The sequence below is a fragment of the Exiguobacterium aurantiacum genome (assembly GCF_001766415.1).
Taxonomy (GTDB): Bacteria; Bacillota; Bacilli; order Exiguobacteriales; family Exiguobacteriaceae; genus Exiguobacterium; species Exiguobacterium aurantiacum_A.
The window spans coordinates 400,807-418,079 of sequence record NZ_MKXO01000001.1 but is presented as its reverse complement, the minus strand read 5'-3'; the positions used below and the strand labels follow the sequence as shown (position 1 = coordinate 418,079).

General features: G+C 52.5%; 15 protein-coding genes. 13 read left to right on the top strand and 2 right to left on the bottom strand.

Going from position 1 to position 17,273, the window contains the following annotated elements:
* Window positions 1-55: 55 nt before the first annotated feature.
* A complete protein-coding gene (locus tag BJU60_RS02145; RefSeq protein WP_254281620.1) occupies window positions 56-3,436 on the bottom strand; it encodes a dynamin family protein in 3,381 nt (1,126 codons plus the stop codon).
* Between the two features lie 16 nt (window positions 3,437-3,452).
* Window positions 3,453-4,073 (bottom strand): NAD(P)-dependent oxidoreductase, encoded by a 621-nt coding sequence (locus BJU60_RS02140; protein WP_083273951.1) that lies wholly within the window; start codon window positions 4,071-4,073, stop codon window positions 3,453-3,455.
* A gap of 187 nt (window positions 4,074-4,260) precedes the next feature.
* Here BJU60_RS02140 and BJU60_RS02135 point away from each other — a divergent pair, with 187 nt between their 5' ends.
* The 13 genes from BJU60_RS02135 (at window position 4,261) to BJU60_RS02075 (ending at window position 17,260) form a co-directional block, all read left to right on the top strand.
* Entirely contained in the window at window positions 4,261-5,352 is a 1,092-nt protein-coding gene (locus tag BJU60_RS02135; protein ID WP_070327270.1) for an FUSC family protein, read from the top strand.
* A gap of 117 nt (window positions 5,353-5,469) precedes the next feature.
* The gene (locus tag BJU60_RS02130; protein ID WP_070327269.1) at window positions 5,470-5,895 is read left to right on the top strand and encodes a hypothetical protein; all 426 of its coding nucleotides are present in this window, start codon (window positions 5,470-5,472) and stop codon (window positions 5,893-5,895) included.
* A gap of 725 nt (window positions 5,896-6,620) precedes the next feature.
* Window positions 6,621-7,130, top strand: coding sequence for a PH domain-containing protein (locus BJU60_RS02125; protein ID WP_070327268.1), 510 nt, complete (start codon window positions 6,621-6,623; stop codon window positions 7,128-7,130).
* Window positions 7,127-8,629 carry a PH domain-containing protein gene (locus BJU60_RS02120; RefSeq protein ID WP_070327267.1) on the top strand — a complete coding sequence of 501 codons (1,503 nt, stop codon included), beginning with the start codon at window positions 7,127-7,129 and terminating at the stop codon, window positions 8,627-8,629. The genes BJU60_RS02125 and BJU60_RS02120 overlap by 4 nt, the downstream gene beginning before the upstream one ends.
* Before the next feature lie 610 nt (window positions 8,630-9,239).
* Window positions 9,240-10,502: an NCS2 family permease gene (locus tag BJU60_RS02115; RefSeq protein ID WP_016508713.1), complete on the top strand. Its 1,263-nt coding sequence runs from the start codon at window positions 9,240-9,242 to the stop codon at window positions 10,500-10,502.
* 63 nt (window positions 10,503-10,565) lie between these two features.
* On the top strand, window positions 10,566-11,159 hold the full coding sequence (locus tag BJU60_RS02110) for an Imm64 family immunity protein (RefSeq protein WP_070327266.1): 594 nt from the start codon (window positions 10,566-10,568) through the stop codon (window positions 11,157-11,159).
* Window positions 11,160-11,268: 109 nt separating this feature from the next.
* Window positions 11,269-11,757: a DinB family protein gene (locus tag BJU60_RS02105; protein WP_016508708.1), complete on the top strand. Its 489-nt coding sequence runs from the start codon at window positions 11,269-11,271 to the stop codon at window positions 11,755-11,757.
* On the top strand, window positions 11,754-12,245 hold the full coding sequence (locus tag BJU60_RS02100) for a DUF3916 domain-containing protein (RefSeq protein ID WP_141737208.1): 492 nt from the start codon (window positions 11,754-11,756) through the stop codon (window positions 12,243-12,245). The genes BJU60_RS02105 and BJU60_RS02100 overlap by 4 nt, the downstream gene beginning before the upstream one ends.
* A gap of 162 nt (window positions 12,246-12,407) precedes the next feature.
* The gene (locus BJU60_RS02095; protein ID WP_254281619.1) at window positions 12,408-13,181 is read left to right on the top strand and encodes a hypothetical protein; all 774 of its coding nucleotides are present in this window, start codon (window positions 12,408-12,410) and stop codon (window positions 13,179-13,181) included.
* On the top strand, window positions 13,178-14,101 hold the full coding sequence (locus BJU60_RS02090) for an AAA family ATPase (RefSeq protein ID WP_070327264.1): 924 nt from the start codon (window positions 13,178-13,180) through the stop codon (window positions 14,099-14,101). The genes BJU60_RS02095 and BJU60_RS02090 overlap by 4 nt, the downstream gene beginning before the upstream one ends.
* 2 nt (window positions 14,102-14,103) lie before the next feature.
* On the top strand, window positions 14,104-15,171 hold the full coding sequence (locus tag BJU60_RS02085) for a DUF58 domain-containing protein (RefSeq protein WP_236634089.1): 1,068 nt from the start codon (window positions 14,104-14,106) through the stop codon (window positions 15,169-15,171).
* 14 nt (window positions 15,172-15,185) lie between these two features.
* Window positions 15,186-15,890 (top strand): hypothetical protein, encoded by a 705-nt coding sequence (locus BJU60_RS02080; protein ID WP_070327263.1) that lies wholly within the window; start codon window positions 15,186-15,188, stop codon window positions 15,888-15,890.
* Window positions 15,887-17,260 carry a barstar family protein gene (locus BJU60_RS02075; RefSeq protein WP_070327262.1) on the top strand — a complete coding sequence of 458 codons (1,374 nt, stop codon included), beginning with the start codon at window positions 15,887-15,889 and terminating at the stop codon, window positions 17,258-17,260. Before BJU60_RS02080 ends, BJU60_RS02075 begins: the two co-directional genes overlap by 4 nt.
* Window positions 17,261-17,273 lie beyond the last annotated feature (13 nt).

The following is a 17,273-nucleotide window of genomic DNA, read 5'->3' as shown; positions in this document are numbered from 1 at the left end:
GACCGTCATGATGACGGCCGGGATCAGGCCGACGAGCAGTAATGAACCCATGCGTTCAATCCTTTCTGAGCGCATCGAGGCGCTGTTTCATGTCATCGAACGACTGTCCGTCCGTCAGTACGCTCAGCTCACCGGCGACGAGGTCGTTCACTTCACGGTTCCAAGCAGTGCTGAGCGTCGTCTCGAGCAATTGTAAGTGCGAAGCGGTCCGTTCGGCTTGACGTGTCCCGACTGCTTCGAGCTGTTCCCGGACGGCGGCTTTCAAGCGCGCGCTCAAGTCGTCGCGCAGCTTCGTCCGGCCGTCGCCTTCGAAGAACTGGTTCGCGTTCTTATAATGCTTCAACACGGGACGGAACGGGTCCGCCTCGAACGAGACTGGGTCGACGGCGTCGCGGAGCCAGTTGATGTCGATGCCTTCTTCGTACGATAACGTCGGCAAGACGGGGCGCAGTTTGAGCGTCTCACGCTCGATCAATCGGTCTGTCTCTTGATTCAAGAAACGCTCGAGCCGATATTGGAAGACTTGCAGCTCTTGGTGGATGTCGTAGGCGTACTTGTCGAGCGTACGCGTCAGGGCGCGCTCGAGACTCGCCTTCGAGCCGTCGACTTCGACCGGGTGGAACGTCTCTTTGACGAAGTCCGAGAGCCGGAAGAGGGAGCGCGTCTCGAGGTGGGCGAGCAGTTCGTTCACTTCGCGCGTGAACGGGTCGACGAGCGTCGTGACGTCTAATCGGTTGTCGGACTCACGCAACTGTTCGAGTTGTGTGCGATGTGTTTCTTTAACAGTCGCATCGGCTTCGGCTTCGCGTAAGACGTCCTCGAACGCGGCGACGAGAGCGCTCGACTCGTCTTTAATGCGGATGGCGTTCGCTTGGCGCAGGTCATGGTCGACGAACTGCTCGAGCTTGGCCGAGAAGCGGTCGAAACCATTGTCTCTGCCTTGGATGGCGTTCCGGCTTGAGATCGGCAGGACGGTCGGGTTGCGCACGCCGAGCTTCGTCAACTGGTTCGACACGTAATCGGTCACGGCATCGCGTTCCGCGTCATCGGCCGCCAAATCGGACGCGTTGACGAGGAAGAACATGTCATGGCCGCCCGTCCCTTGGACCCGCCCGAGCTGGATGACGAGCTCGCGGTCGGCCTCGGTGAAGGCGTGGTTGTAGTACGTCACGAACAGGACGGCGTCGGCGTCGCGCATATAGCCGAACTGTACCTCGCTGTGGCGGTTGAACTGGGAGTCGGCGCCCGGCGTGTCGACGAAGATGATACCGCGCTCGGCCCAAGGGGAGTCGACATATAGCTCGATCTCCTTGACGATGCAACTCTTCTCTTCCTCGGTGACGAACGAGCAGAACGTGTCGTAGTCGACCGACTGCTCACTGCCGAGATAGGACAGGGGAGCGTTCTTGACGGCGTTGACGAACGGGTGGTCGATGCTGAGCGCTTCAAGCGAAGCGCCGTAGCCGTTCAGTTCCGCCTCGAGCTCGTCCCGTGTCTTGAACGTGATCGAGGCGCTCTTATGGGCTTGACCGTTCGGGGGCACGATCTTTGTGATCGAGGCCGTCAGTGGGTTCGGCGACGTCGGGAGCACCGTCTCGCCGAGCAACGCGTTCAGCGTCGACGACTTTCCGGACGAGAACGCACCAAAGATGGCGAGCGTGTAACGCTCGGACTCGGCCCGGGCCAACTTGAGACGCAACGACTTCACGCGTGACTTAAATAACGGATGACGTTCTAATATTTCACATACCGCATGTTCATAAGAAAAATCAAAGGAAAAAGCAGTAATATCATCCACCAAAAGCGAGGTCGACGCAACTTCTTGTTGCTGGTGTTCGACTTGTTTTTTCGGTAACTGGTCGGCCTCTACGTAATGGCGGGTCTCGAGGTCGCCCAACCGTTCTTCCGAGATGTCACGTGTGGCGTAAGTAGAGAGCAGCGCTTGCTTTTCAGTAAGCCGGCGTTGAAGCGCCAGCGTATCGAGCATGTCATTTAAGTCGGCTTGCTCGGCCTTGATTTGGTCGATCCGGTTTTTTCCTTCAGCCTCGAGATACGTCTCGACCGAGGCGACCCACGGGTCGGACACTTTCGTCACCCAAGCGGCGAGGGCCGACTCGATGTCACGGCTGAACTGGAGGACCGTTTCGCCACTGAGTGACGCCCCGGACTTCACTTGCTCGCTGATGAGCGTCTTCGGTGCGGACGGCAATGTGTCGGGACGAGACAAGATCGCTTCTGGCAGTTTCAAGTCACGGACGATGTCCTCGGCGTATTTGATCAAGTGGGGCCGCAAGTTCGTATCAATCAATCGGTTGAACTCTTTGGCGGCGACGTCTTCACGCCGCATGCGTTCCTGGCGCGTCTTTTCTTTTGAGAAGAACAGGCCGACTTTGAACTCAGGTGCACAACTCTCCAGATAATCCCGCAACAGTTCACGGAACTCATAGTTCATGATCGGCGCACTGGCGACGATCGGGGACTGGTGTTTAAAGAACTCACGACGGAACGACTGCAGCCACGTCGATTTCTTCTCGAGTCGCTGGAGCCGGGATTGGATCTCCGCCGTCTGCTTCTCGACGACTGGAAGCTGTTCGAGCGCTGTCTCGATTGACCGTACAGACCGGTCGAGCAACGTGTCGACGAGGAGATTTGCTCGCGCCTCACTCTGCTCTCGGACCGTCTCGATGACGGCTTGGACGTGGGTCCGGAGCCGGACGACCTCGTTCTCCGGGTGGTCGAGCTCGCGGAGCGAGATGTAGAACATATCGTCCGGATTGATGGTATGACGCATAAACGCCGTCTCGAGCGAGCGTTTGAACGCATCAAACGGAAGTTCCGTCTCATCGTGCTTGTCGATCTGATTGATGATGATCGAGTAGGGGCGGGCTTCGGCGCTGAACTGTTTCATCAACTGGATGTTCTGTTCTGATTGGACGTGATTGTAGTCCATCATGAAGAACAAATGGTCGGCGAGGAAGAGCGACCGTTCCGTCGCTTGGCGGTGACGCTCATCGGTCGAGTCGATACCTGGTGTGTCCATCAAGACGACATCACTTCCGAACGGGAAGCGCGGTAGCGCGTATTCGACTTCTTTGATCTCTTCGATTTTGCAGTAGTCGCCCAAATGTTCGAGCTCGTCGGTCCCGAGTCGGATCCAGTCCGTGTCATTGACGGCGACCGAGGCACTTGCGTCACCATTACGGAGCGTGACGATGTTCGCGCTCGTCGGAATCGGGCTCGTCGGCAATACCCCGTCGCCGAGCCAGTTGTTGAGCAGCGTCGATTTACCGGCCGAGAAGTGACCGCAGACGGCAATCCAAATCTCGTCACGCGTCACTTTCCGGAGTGCGGTCCGGGCGAGCCGGGCCGACTCGGTCTCGTCTTCTGTTTCAAATACGTCGGTCAATTGCGCCAGGCGCATGCGTTGTTCGCTCATAATCCCCATCCCCTAATCATGATTCCGTCGTGATCCCGACGCGGTGTCTGATGAATGTTCTGTCTTTCCAGGCGCGAAGCATGAGCTCGGCGACGTCATCCCGTGCGATCGGTCCTGAGTTCAACGTGCCCAACACGTCGGCCGTGATGACGATCTCACCGACAGATTCGCCTTCGATCAATTGCGTCGGACAGACGATCGTGTAGTCGAGGTCGGAGGCTTCGAACAGCTCATAGGCTCGGGCGTGGTCTTCGGCTGCGGTCGTCATCGACCGTTTCGACTCACGCGTCTCGAAGCGATAGTTGTCCGAGTCGTGTGCCCGTAAAATGCCGGCTGTTCCGACGATCAAGATGCGTTTGAGTCCTGCCTGTTGCATCGCCGCGATGACGAGCGGGGTGAAGCGCGACAAGACGTTTTGTTTGTCGGTGCCGAGCGCTGACATGACGACGTCAGCACGTTGTATCGTTTCAATGACGGCTTCCTGGTCGGTGGCGTCGCCGATGATGACGTCAAGACCGTCCCTCGGTTGAAGCGGTCGTCTCGTTAATAGGCGGACGTGATGTCCGTCCTCCAGTAATCGTTCAAGCATCCGCATCCCCGTGCGGCCGCTTCCTCCAAATAAAGCAATGGTTGACAAGTAAACCCCTCCCCATCAAGATTAAAGAAAATATCCAACGCCATCATACCACGGAAGCGCTCTCGAATCGGGCAAAATGACCTGACTTCGACCGGTTCGAAGGGCAAATGTTTCACGCACGCCGAAGTCGGCTAAAAAAATTGCATGACGTGTACAAAGGGGGAAGACACTCCGGTGTCGAGAACGCATGAGATTTGGAGCTAGAACGATCAAAACTGGGATTTCTGTCGCCCTGGTGTTACTTATTGCCGAAGCGTTTCAATTTGAACAAATCGTCGTCCCTGCACTCGCGGCCTCGCTCGCCTTGCTGCCGTCGGTGTATCAGACGGGTGTCCGGCTTTTAGAGGAGATGAAAGGGAACTTGATCGGCGCCTTACTGGCCGTGTTCTCGTTGATGCTGACACCGAACCCGACACCGATCGCGATCGGCGTCGTCATCATCATCGCCATCTCGATCCTGCTCTTCTTGAACCTCGAGTCGACGACGCGGACCGTCATCTTGACGACGATCTTGATCATGGAAGGGGCGAGCCAGTCCGACCTGTCGATCTTTATGTTCGCCGGCGAACGTTACTTGCTCATCATGATGGGGATCACCGTCGCGCTGCTCGTCAACGCGTTGTTGTTCCCACCGCGCTATGAACGGAAGCTCGAAGACGAGATCACGACCGTCTTTCAAATGGCGGTCCGGATTGCCCGCTTGTTCTCCGAGACGGAAGGCGGCCGCTCGTCGTTCGAATCGCTCGACGAGACGAAAAAGAAACATCGCGGTTCGAAGACGACGTATGATTACTTCGAAGAAGAGATCAAAGCCAACCGCTGGCTCGAGAAGAAGACGCCGATCTACCGTCGGGCCGTCCTCAAGTCGAAGATGATCGACACGAACAGTGCCGCCATCCACGTGCTCGACAAGTTGTACGACGATTATTTGACGGTCGAACATCTGCCGCCACAACTCGAGGAAGAACTGTTGCGCCATATGCGGCACTTGCTGCGTCGGCATGAGCGTTTGTTCTCGGCATATGAGCTCGAGAACGAACACATCATCGACCGCGAGGAAGACTTGATCCATGAGAACTTCGACTTCGCCAAGCTGATGATCGAGAAGATGCGCGACGAAGAGGAAGAACTCATCTTGACCGTCGTCCCGCTCGTCGCGGCGATGACGAACTGGGTCAAGGCGATGAACGAACTCGAACGCTACCTCATCACCGAGATGAAGAAGCATAGCGACAATTTGAAAGTGGAACCGCGCAAGAAGTGGTTCTTTGAAGACTAAACGTTTCACGTACATGCCAAGCCGCTCATGCGACTTGGCTTTTTTGCCGGATAAAAAGGAATGTGGAAAGTGACTACCGAACGGAATAAAGGTAATCAGTTAAAAGGAGGAGACGGAGTGAAGAAACTGAAAGTTGAACTAGGAATGATTGGCCTCTTTTTAGTGATATGGGTGGGCTTTTCACTGACACTCCCGCCAAAGCTCGTTGCGAGTTCTGAAGATGAAAAGTTTAACGCAATTTATACCGTGTCACATTCTTTAAAGGAGACATGGGCGGGCGAATTGACGTGGGACGAATTGGACGGAGAGATTGTCGACTTGTCTTTTTATGAAAATGACACTCAACTGACTGGAGACTTTTTAAGTGAGCCAATTGACATGCGGCAAAATAGTTACTACGAATTTGTATTTTTAGGATCTGAACCGAATTCAGATAGTGACTATACGCTCCGTATTTTGTGGAAAGCAAGCGGTGAGAGTCATGAGGAGGTTCTGACATTTAAAGAAAAGAAGCGATTCTTCGTTTTGCCGACGCTTGATTGATGGTGCATTGTGCGATGTTTTATAGATATGATGAAACCTTGGATGGGATATTTTTATCGAGTGTCGTTCATCTAAAGGTTCATTTAGAATAAAGAGAAGCTCGCGTCATGATTAAGTGGACTACGTTGATGAATTCCTATATTTCGTTACATACTGCACTTCATCTAGATTTTTCATATTCCAAAGAACATGAAATCGATTTATTAATTAGCCAAGGAGCGATTGATTTTTATTATTGAATCTATGTACGAGAAAGACAACTCATTAAATCTCTAGCAGTGGACACATGTAGTGCTCAGTGACCTAGATGAGCTTCGCCTGGCAGATAAGAATGACGATAATTCTTCCTAATAAAAATTTAGGACGCTTCTTTTTTTAATTCATTATATATGCGTATGCACTGGCGCTATTACGATACCGCTGCGCGCACCTATATAAGCGAACAACTCAAAAGTCTTTATCAGCATATAAACGGATGAATGTTATTTGTTCTCAATTAAATTAAGCTAAGCTGAGGAGCTTTATGTGCATCCTACAAAATTTTGGGACACTCAAGATACATCGAACATTTCCAAGAAGACTTTTAGTTAGACTGCACGAATGAGTAAGGACCGTTCGGGCGCACTCGAACACCTTCCCTGTAGCGGAATGAAACTTTTTTCAAATAAACGACGTATACTAAAAGAGAGACGGACAAGCGTCCGAACGGATAGGGGGAAATACCAATGTCAGACATAGAAACAGTACCAGCATCACTCAGCGGTAAACTACCGATCGAAGCACGGACCGTGTTCCGGTTGTCTAGCGCCATCTTTTACTTGATCGGGCTCGTCATCACCGGCGGTCTCGTCGTCGCCTCGCTCTATTTCGACTGGCCGACATGGCTTCAATATACGATGTATGGCTTGCTCGCCATCGATCTCATCTATAGCGTGATCGACATCGTCGTCTTCCAAAAGTGGAAGCAAGAACGCTTCACGTATGACGTGCGACCGCTCGAGATTCGTCTGCACCACGGCATCATCACGACACACGACGTGTTGATCCCGATGACGAAAGTACAGTACGTCCACGCCCAACAAGGACCGCTGCTCCGGAAGTACGGCCTGCAGACGATCACGATCGGCACTGCGGCCGGGTCGCATGAGATCTATGCGATCGAGGAGTCGTTCGCGAAGACGCTCCGTGAACAGATCGCAGTCTATGCCCGCATCGAGGAGGAGGATGTCGTATGACGGAAGCGACGCTCACCTGGCATCGTCTACCGACTCGCGTTTTACTGTTACGTGTATTAGAGGTCATCAAGTCATTTATCATCCCGCTCGTACTGCTATTTGTGATCAATAACGATTGGAGCTCGACGTTCGGCATCATCTTGCGCGTCGGGATCTTGCTCTTCCTCTTGCTCGACGTGATCCAAAAGTTCTTCGGCTGGCGCAATTTCCGTTACGCCTTGGACGACAAGACGATGTATATCATCGACGGGAACTGGATCAAAAAAGAGAAGTCGCTCCCGCTCTATAAGATCCAGAGCGTCCATTCGAACAGCCCGTTCCTTTACCGTCTGCTCAGTGTCGTCGAGTTGACATTCGACACGAACGCGAACAGCGATGACGCCTCGTTCAAACTGGCCGGCGTCTTCCCGAACGAGGCGAAGCGGCTCGAGGACATCCTCGACCAGGTCCGTCATCGGAAGACTGAAACGGACTTACCCGTGGAAGAGGAGACAGACACGACATCTGCACCGGTGGCGATTGAAAAACCAGCGAGCCGTTTGTTGTATGCCATCTCGACCCGCGAGATCATCATCGCCTCGCTGACGTCACTGTCGGTATTCGCCATCTTCCCGGTCGCCTCGACGGTCGTGTCCTCGATCGATGACTTCATCAACCTTGATGGGACGTTCGACCAAGTCGGGGAGTGGGTCATCAGCGCCTCGATCATCGCCATCGGCGTGCTTGTCCTTACTGTCTTGTTCCTGTCTGTCATCATCGGCATGGTCATCAACTTCTTGAAATATGGGAACTTCCAACTCGAACGAAGAGGGGACCGGATCCGTGTCGAGAAAGGGCTCTTGAACCGCTCGGCGAAAGAGATCCCGTACGAGAAGATTCAAGCGATCCGCATCAAAGAGACGTTCATCCGGCGCTGGTTCAACATCGTCGGCGTCGAGCTCGTCGCTGCGGGCACGATGGACGAGTTGAAAGACGAGTCATCGACCATCCTCCCGTTCGTCAAACGGGACAAGGCGATGGCCGTGCTGAACGAGCACTTCAACCAGTTCACATGGGCCGACACGCTCCATCGTTTACCGACACGGTCGCTTTGGATCAAGCTGATGCGGATCAGTTGGTTCGGTCTCATCATCAGTGGTGTCGTCCTCTATTTCTTCCGCGATTACGCCTGGTGGCTCGTCCTGCTGTGGGCCATCATCATCGGCGGCCGCCTGTTGAGCTATATGACGACGCGCTACGCTCGGAACGGTCGCTTCGTCGAGCTCCGGACCGGTGCGTTCAACGTCCACTCATTTTTGACGGACAAGCCGCGGATCGAACAGGTCCAAGTGACACAGACGCCGCTTCAGCGCCGTTTCGATGTATGCAACGTCCTGTTCTCGACTCGTGGTGTCTTATCGAATGAAATGATCGAGGATATCCCGAAACAAGAGGCGGATGCCATGTTGAAATGGTTCTCCCGCTACACGGTAGAAGAAGATATGAAAACACCGGGTTAAATCACCCGGTGTTCGTCACGTCAAATTCATCGTTTTCGTGTTTCTAATACTGAAAACCGGGAACAGATATGGTATGATGCAAGTAGAAAGAGACCGGTGCTCGATACACCGGCCTCTGGCTTACAGGCTACCACTTCAAGAGTGGCCCAGCCGCCACAATGGTTAGTGAATCAGAAAGTGACCCATCTCATTGCGCCGAGGGGGTCATTTTTTTGTGCGTTCAGACGTTGCACGATCGGATGTTTGGTGGATTACCAAGTGAACAATGATCGGAGCGAGGATCGGGACGATTACGTAATCGCCGACCCAGGTCCATAGTTGTTCCATCCGCACCACCGCCTTCCTCCATTGTGGACTTGGCGGCTGACCCCACTATTGCTGCGTTAACCTGCCTCTTCATTATAGCAGATTCCGACTAAAATAGATGCTGAAAATAAGAACGTTTGTTCTTATTTTATAAAATAAACCTTTAGATGGAGTCGTCTCAACACTGGGTCCAAAGGTGGAATTGAACTACGATAGTGTTGCATGTCTGAAGTCAGACAGGATATAATGAGTCTCGTGTGTAACCACATGGGTGGGTGAGGGTGCCAACAAAGGATTGATTCCTATGGCAAAACAAACAGAATGGAAAACAGAAACATACGGGGGCGTGCTGAACTTTCTGGCGACAGCATACATCCCGGCCGTACATGCGGCAATCTTGACACAAGCCGGACTCCCGTTCGAGGGAGCGCTCGTCGGAGCGATTTTGACAAGCATCATCGGGACGTTCATCGCGGGACTGTTCAACTTACCGTTGTTGCTCCTACCTGGTATGGGCATCAATGCGTTATTCACGTACACGCTCGTCCTGCAGATGGGACTGAGCTGGCAGAGTGCGCTCGCCGTCTCGCTCGTCTCGGGGGCGCTTGTCGTCCTCATGACGGTGACAAAAGTGGCGAGGAAACTCGCGAACGCGTTCCCGCCGATCATTCATGACGGACTGACGGTCGGGCTCGGCCTGTTCCTCATCTTGATCGGGCTCGAAGCGGCAGGGATCGTCTCGGGCGGTGGTGGGGCACTGCTCCACATCGGAGACCTCGGGGAGCGACCGGTGCAGGTCGCGTTCCTGACGCTATTCGTCGCGATTCTTTTGTTCTTGAAGATGGGACCGAGCAGCTTCCTCTGGACGATCGCGTTCGGTGTCGGTTTGAGCGCTGTCACGGGCACGCTCGACTGGACAGGTGAGTTCGCGCTCACACCGTTCTTCGAGTCGTTCGGGACCGTGTTCGGCAACGTGTCGTTCGCGCAGTCGACATCACCGATCTTCCTGATCGCGGTCGGCGTGTTGACGCTCGTCTTGTTGATCGAGAACATCAGCCTGATCCAGAATCAGACGCGGGCGATCGGAAAGGACGATCAAGCCCCGAAAGGTTTGATCGCCCAAGGGTTGTCGACGATGGCGGGTGCCATGTTCGGCTCGAGCCCGACCGTCTCGACGGTCGAGGTCGCGGCCGGCATCTCGGTCGGCGCACGCGGCGGCATCTCGTCGTTCGTGACGTCAGGTCTTTACGTCGTCTCGCTCTTGCTCTTGCCGCTGTTCGCGATCATTCCGGTGACGGCGATCGCGCCGGTCTTGATCATCATCGGCATGATGATGTTCCAGAACGTGAAGCATCTGCCGCTCGACAATTGGGAGCAGGCCTTCCCGGCGATCCTCGTCATTATCATGATCCCGTTCACGTACTCCATCGTCGATGGCATCGGGCTCGGCTTCATCGCCTATACGATGATCGTCTTGTTCAAGAAGGGCTATCGCTCGCTCAGTCCGGTCGTCGGTGTCTTGACCGTATTGTTCTTGGTTTTCTTTTCTTTACCAGTCTGGCTATAAGATGGGGCGGTACCGTGTATACGGTGCCGCTTTTTTGTATGATGAAACAAAGGGGGTGTTTGAATGGATCAAGCAGGCGGATTCATTTCCATCGGGATGGCTTATCCGAGCCATTATCTGTTACCTGAACTTGCTCAAAATGTATGTGCGGAACTGTTAAGTAGCGGTGGCGAAATCATAAACGTGACATACAGTCAGGATGAGGCAGGCACTAGTTGGACGACAACGACAGATACCGACTTTGCTCAGATCGGGCATTACGGATCTATCCATTTACAAAGCAACTATTTTGGAGACGTGGACATGACGATGACCGTGTCCCTTCAAGAGATGGACACCTATGTCGGGATTCTCATCGATATAAAGTGGAATGATGTCGTTTCACACCCTGCATCGAGACCCGTGTTCACACAGAAAATCGAACGACTGCTCGTTGACGTGTATCGCCACATGCCATTCTCGTACGCGCTTGCCGGGCACGAACTTGAGCTCGATTGGGCACCTGATACGTTTCCGACATCAGCGGACTGGTTGGATACGTTCCCTCTTTCTATGGTCCCGTCACCACAAGGCGTGGCGGTAACTTACGGTTCAATTTCAATCGACGGGATGACTCCTCAAACCAATAAGAAGAGGTCTATCCCTTTGGATGCATAAGTGAGGCTCAATCACCCCCACCAAGCATTCCTTGATTGACGAAGCTCAGAGCTGGGCGGCCGGAACATGATACAATTTTCTTAGCTTATAACCGAAGGAGGACACTTTCATGACGAACACTTCAAACGTCATCGACGAGTTTGCATCCTATACAAAATGGCTTAACACGCTAACGGAATTGGATGAAACGACGTGGGAGAGCTCGATTTCGACCAACAAATGGTCAATCAAAACGATCGTACTTCACATCGCCCATTGGGACAACCATCTGTTGAGCGTCATCATCCCGGCCGTCAAGGACGGGGAAGGGATGATCTTCCCTGAGTTCGACTCGTTTAACGCGCGAGCGACCCAAAAAGCAAAACGTCTCTCGGGAGAAAACGTGCTCCAATTAGCCAAAACGAGTCGGAGTTCGCTCGTAGAAGCGCTAACGTCACTTAGTCAAGAGACGCTGACTTCGCAGACGACGGCGAACGGAGCGACTCATTGCCCGCATCAAGGTGTCCCGTATACGATTGCCTATATCGTCACCGAGTTCATCGAACATGACCGACATCACCAGCGGCAAATCGACGCTGTACTAGGGACAACGTCTTGAGGAGACGGGCGAAAGTACGCGGTGTCAGACGAAGACTGAAACGGTTGCGCATGTATGTCGACGAACAGACCCATTCGTTCCCGACGACGTTTCACGACGGGTATTGGCACAACAAAATCCCAATCGATCAACCGTTCTTACTATCGGTACAGGAGAACAGCCGGATTCAATATGCGGTCATCGAGGCGATGATGGAGGGGCCCTCCCGTCTCGTGCGTCTCCGAGAAGAGGAGCGGAACCGGGTCGTCGTCTTGTTGGACCTTCCGACGATTTGGCAGTCCGAACTCCTCGTGTTTGAAAATGATGCACGATTGAAGGTGTTTATGAAACGTGACTCACCGGATCAGACATGGACGCCCTTGCCCTTAGATGATGTGTTTCAACAAAAGCTCGTAGCCTCAGCGGATGTCGAGGTGCATCGGTTCCACGAGCGGATTCAAGATGAGGATGATATTTATACTGGAGAAGTCTGGTTGCTCGTACAATAAGCGAGCAACTTTTTTTGTTAAAAAACTGAATATTCCATTAATCCATATGCTATAATTCTTTCAAAACCATTTTCCAAAAAAAGGATTAAATGGTATTACCTAATGGAAGGAGCCGTTGAATGAGATGCAGTCCAATCTAAATAGGCATGTACGGATCATCGCATGAGAAAAGCCAAGTTTCTTTTTGTGTCAGCAGTCTTGATTTCCTTTATGTTGGTCGCTCTCTTTTCATTCTCTGGTCAACTCGCTTATACGTATTACAAAGGGTTGGATATCTCAGGGAGTGAAATCACGAGTTGGGTCACGGACTGTCACGACAAGCGAAAGTTGTTTGGGTTCATTGAGGTTGTCGATACGGATATTTGGTGTGGAGATGGTAGTGAAGCAGATCCCGGGCAAGGTATTTCTGAAGCAGGAGCGATTATTGGGCCATCAGATGATGAAGGCGGCACACCAAGGGAAGATGAGAATGACTCGTCTCCGTCATACGGTAAACCATCTACAAGCGATTCCGATCGCCTTTCCCTGTTACCTTACATTTTGAGCGCAATCCTTCTTTTGATTGGCATATGGATGTGGCGTAGACGTCGCTTCAACGAAAAGGAGAGGGAAGCCGTTCCGACAGACGAAAGGATCAACTCAAAGCAAGATCCAGACGAAATGTTCGAACAGGCAAAACGCCCCGCTCATCCACTGCCGGATTCTCCGTTACGGCAACATCTGATTCTATTCGAACAAGCGCTGCCGTCGCAACAACGACGACGACCTTTCGAGACGTTATCCGCCTGGGCGAGCCGCATCGAGCTCGACGCCTCACTTTTGAGCTATTTAGAGATTCGTTATGACAAAGTCGCCATCACCCCGCAACGTGAACAAACGTTCAAACAACAGCTTGATGCCTATTTACTTCGCTTAGAAAAGGAGTCTACCCCATGACCATCAAACGCGTATTGGAACAATTAGACCAGATTTATCTCGGGAAACCTGAAATCACGCGCCTCTGTTGCACGGCGTTACTCGCGAACGGGCACATTCTGCTTGAAGACGTGCCGGGTACCGGGAAGACGCTGCTCGCCAAAAGCATCGCGAAGAGCTTTGAGGCCGAGTTCACACGAATCCAGTTCACGGCCGATTTACTACCGTCAGACATCATCGGATCAGATTTCTTTAACATCCAAACACAGACGTTCGAAAATCGGACGGGACCAATCTTCACCAACATTTTGTTGATTGATGAAGTGAACCGGGCCGTACCAAGGACACAGTCGGCATTACTCGAGGCGATGGAGGAGCGTCAAGTCTCGATCGGCGGGGTCACGTATCAACTGCCGGAACCGTTCTTCGTCATCGCGACGCAAAACCCGATCGAGTCGGCAGGGACGTTCGCCTTGCCAGACGCACAACTCGACCGCTTCTTGATGTCTCTTCAAGTCGGGTACCCCGAAGCGGGCGAGGAGCGTCAATTGATTTTACAGACGATTTCAAAAACTCGGCACGTCGTCCATGCGCTCATGACAAACGAGGCGTTCTTGACAGCGCAACAAGAAGTCGAGGAAATCCGACTTCATGACGATGTCGTGACATATCTACTTGCCCTCATCCAAGAGACACGGAATCATCCGCTCGTCGAAGTCGGGGCCAGTCCACGCGCGACACTCGCCCTCGTCAAGGCGTCTCAAGCTTACGCTTATATCGAAAATCGTCAATTCGTGACCCCAGAAGATGTCCAAGCCGTCGCGCTACACGTCCTATCACACCGATTGACACTCATGCTCGAAGGGGACGTGAAGTCGACAAAACGAGAAGTCCTCGCTGATGTACTAGAACGAGTCGATGTACCGGTCGAGAAGGTGTGAAGATGCGACAGGTCGAAGTTAGCACACCTTCCTTCTTAGACGATAAGCTATGGTCGGCCTATACCGGAATGCTTGTCTTGTTTGTTTGGTTCCCATACGTTTGGCCGCTCGCTTATCTATGTGGTGCCGTTCTAGGACTGATGGTTATCCGTAAATGGTTGACGAAAACGATTGTCGAGGCGACGAGTTTGTCTTTCTATCAAAAAGAACAGTTGTTGTTCGTGAATGATTGTGTCTCTCTAAGGATGGATGTGACAGCTGTCGAGCGTCTCGAAGAATTCGGGATTCCGACGTCGGTGCGATTGGTCACGGGACACGGCTTGACGTTTGATGAGGATCAGCGCGTGCGTGTCATTCAACTTTGCGATGAATCGACCTATTCGCTTCCAATCCATGCGACAAAGCGCGGGCCCGTTCAAGTCGAAGAATGCATTCTTCAATTTAGGCTCCCGTTTTGGCTCGGCACCATCTTCGTCACGGACCATGCGCTCACGCTTCCATCGTGGACCATCCTCCCGTCCATCACGAAACGGAACAGGTTGGACTCGCGCATGTTGCGGATGGGGGATCGACTCGTCAAACATTCACCGCTCCACGACCCGTTGATGATCCAAAGCTCAAAACAATATGAGCAAGAGCCGGTGAAACAAATTGACTGGGTCGCTACAGCCAAGACAGGGAAGCTACAGGCGAAAGTATATGAGCGCCAAAACCTCGATACGTTCACATTGATGCTTGACTTGAGCGGTCCGCTCGGGAATGGTCTCCACGCCCGTTACGAAGAGTTGATTCAACAGGCCGCTTATCTGGTATCCTATTTGGTGAAGGAAGAGTGTAAAGTCGAGCTGTTCATCAATCGCCTAGATGCTGATAATAAAGTCGATCACCTTCGGATGAGTGACGGTCGTAAGCAGTTGCGCCTCGCACTCGTGCGCCTGGCGTCGATTCACGAGTCGAATCGATTCGTCGCCTCAAAACGGTTTGGCCGAATCATCGAGCGCCAAAAACATCCACATGCGGAACTGATTCGGATTGATGCGTCATTCCTAAAACAAATGTCTGTCGGTTGAAAGGAGAAAGAAACATGTTCCGCCTGATCACAACATTCGCTTTAGCCGGGGTCTTCACGCTCGGTGCTACGTCGGCAGCGGCGGCGCCGACAGAACGATCCGCGGAGCGTTTCGCTGAAGAACATTTCGAGTCGATCGTCCTCGACCATATCGAAGGAGACGACCCGAGTAACTATCACTTGACGGAAAGTCGCACCGTCTCGTTCGGTCCGCTCCATGAAGTATTGATTGCCGCGCAATCCTGTTATTCGTCGGACGAAATGTGTACGTTCGTTCCGAGTGACGAGTACGTGTCGGCCGTCCTACAAGATGGGGAGCCGAGAAATGTCATCGGGACGTACGAGCAAGAACCGGGCCTCTTCGCCTTCTCCACGTTCGGGTATGGTGACGAGTTGGCCATTGCCTTAGCTGATGTGTCCGGTACATTGGTCCATTCCGCGCGCGAGAACGCCTGGTTTGACTATGATGGGGAGACGTTGACCGCCTTGACGACCGATGCGAAACGGTTCATCGACGGAGACACGATCACGCTCGAGATGTATCAGAAACTCTTGGCCGAGACACGTTCAAACAATCAAGGTTCTGTGGAGGATGCCCTTACTGGTGGTTCAGGTGACGTTCAGACGATAGAGCCGAAATCTTTTCGGATGATTGGACTCGCGTTGTTGACGGGACTCCCGCTCGGTTATCTTTTTTACCGGAGGCGATGGAAAAGATGAATGTGAAACGTCCGTGGTTACGTGAAGTTGACGCGACCACGGCTTTATTTGTGCGTCGACACGCAGTGGACACGGATAAATTTGAACAAAAGACGGAAAGATTATCACGTTCGAACGATGGGACGTTATGGAAAATCGACCGTTATGAATTCGACCAAGTCTATGATCAAAGGCTTGATGAGGTGTATCGCTCGATTCGTCGACAAGATGCTGACATCTTTTCATTTCATTCGGATGACATACAGATCGATAAGGGTTTTACCGATGTAACGATACTACGTTACCTCATCTTGCATCCGTTCACGCGAGACGTCTATGTCGATGCCGCATCATCTGGGGTCGTTGAGACGGTGTATGTCTGGATGCATCCGATTGAGGTGTGTAAACAGAGAGACCAAATCACCCGTGTGACGCTAGACGTCTCAAACATCGCGACGGAAACCGAGTTGCATAATTTGTTAAAAGAACGGTTCCATTTCCCTTCGCATTATGGGATGAACTGGAACGCATTTTGGGACGCTATCACCGATGAAAACGGGTTACCGGACATCGTGGAGCTATACGGATGGACGGAGTTAGAGCGACGTTTGCCTGAGGAGGCATACATGCTCGCGACTTATTTTACGGATTATGCGAACGAGCCGGACTTGAAACTTTGTCGAATCCTCTATCATCAGAAAGAGATGCTGATTTTACCGAGCCATGCATTCAAAGAGGGAGAAGCAAATCGCCTAATTTACCGACATCTCGCCGACGCAGAGTTCCCGTTACGCGTGGAGCGGAAAACAAAGGTACTGTTGCCAAAGAGACATCGTTTCTCGTTTGAACGCTTAGAAGAGGAGTCTGTCACATCCGGGATTGTTCGCAATCGTGAGGAGATTGAACCATGGCTGACACTTTCCCGTGACGAACATCGCCAAGGCGTCGTCACGTTCTCAAATGAAACGGATTTGCTGGTGAGCTATTACCGTGAGGGACTGGCACTCCAAGGGACGACAATCGAATCCGTTGAGTCGATTGACACAGCGGATTATGAGACGTTCTTTCACCACGTGACAAAGGGTGTGTTTCCAATCGAGTTGACGTTCTGTCTCGGAGGAACGTTCGGCCCGAGGGAGAAAGTGTATCGATTGACGCTTCATGATGACGACTGGAAGAAGTTGATTGAAGACAAGCTGCTGCCCCAGCTCGGCAATCTGAAAGCAAGCGGGTTTTGGCAGTCCCTCTCATCCCCTACATCTGTACAGACACTTGAAACGTTCATGGGAGAGTATCATCCTCATATCTTCGGAAACTTCGCACTGGCGCATGATGCGCACGACGTGTATCACTTTCTCGACCATGTGAACGGAGTGATTAAGCGGTTTTGAAATTCATAATGAA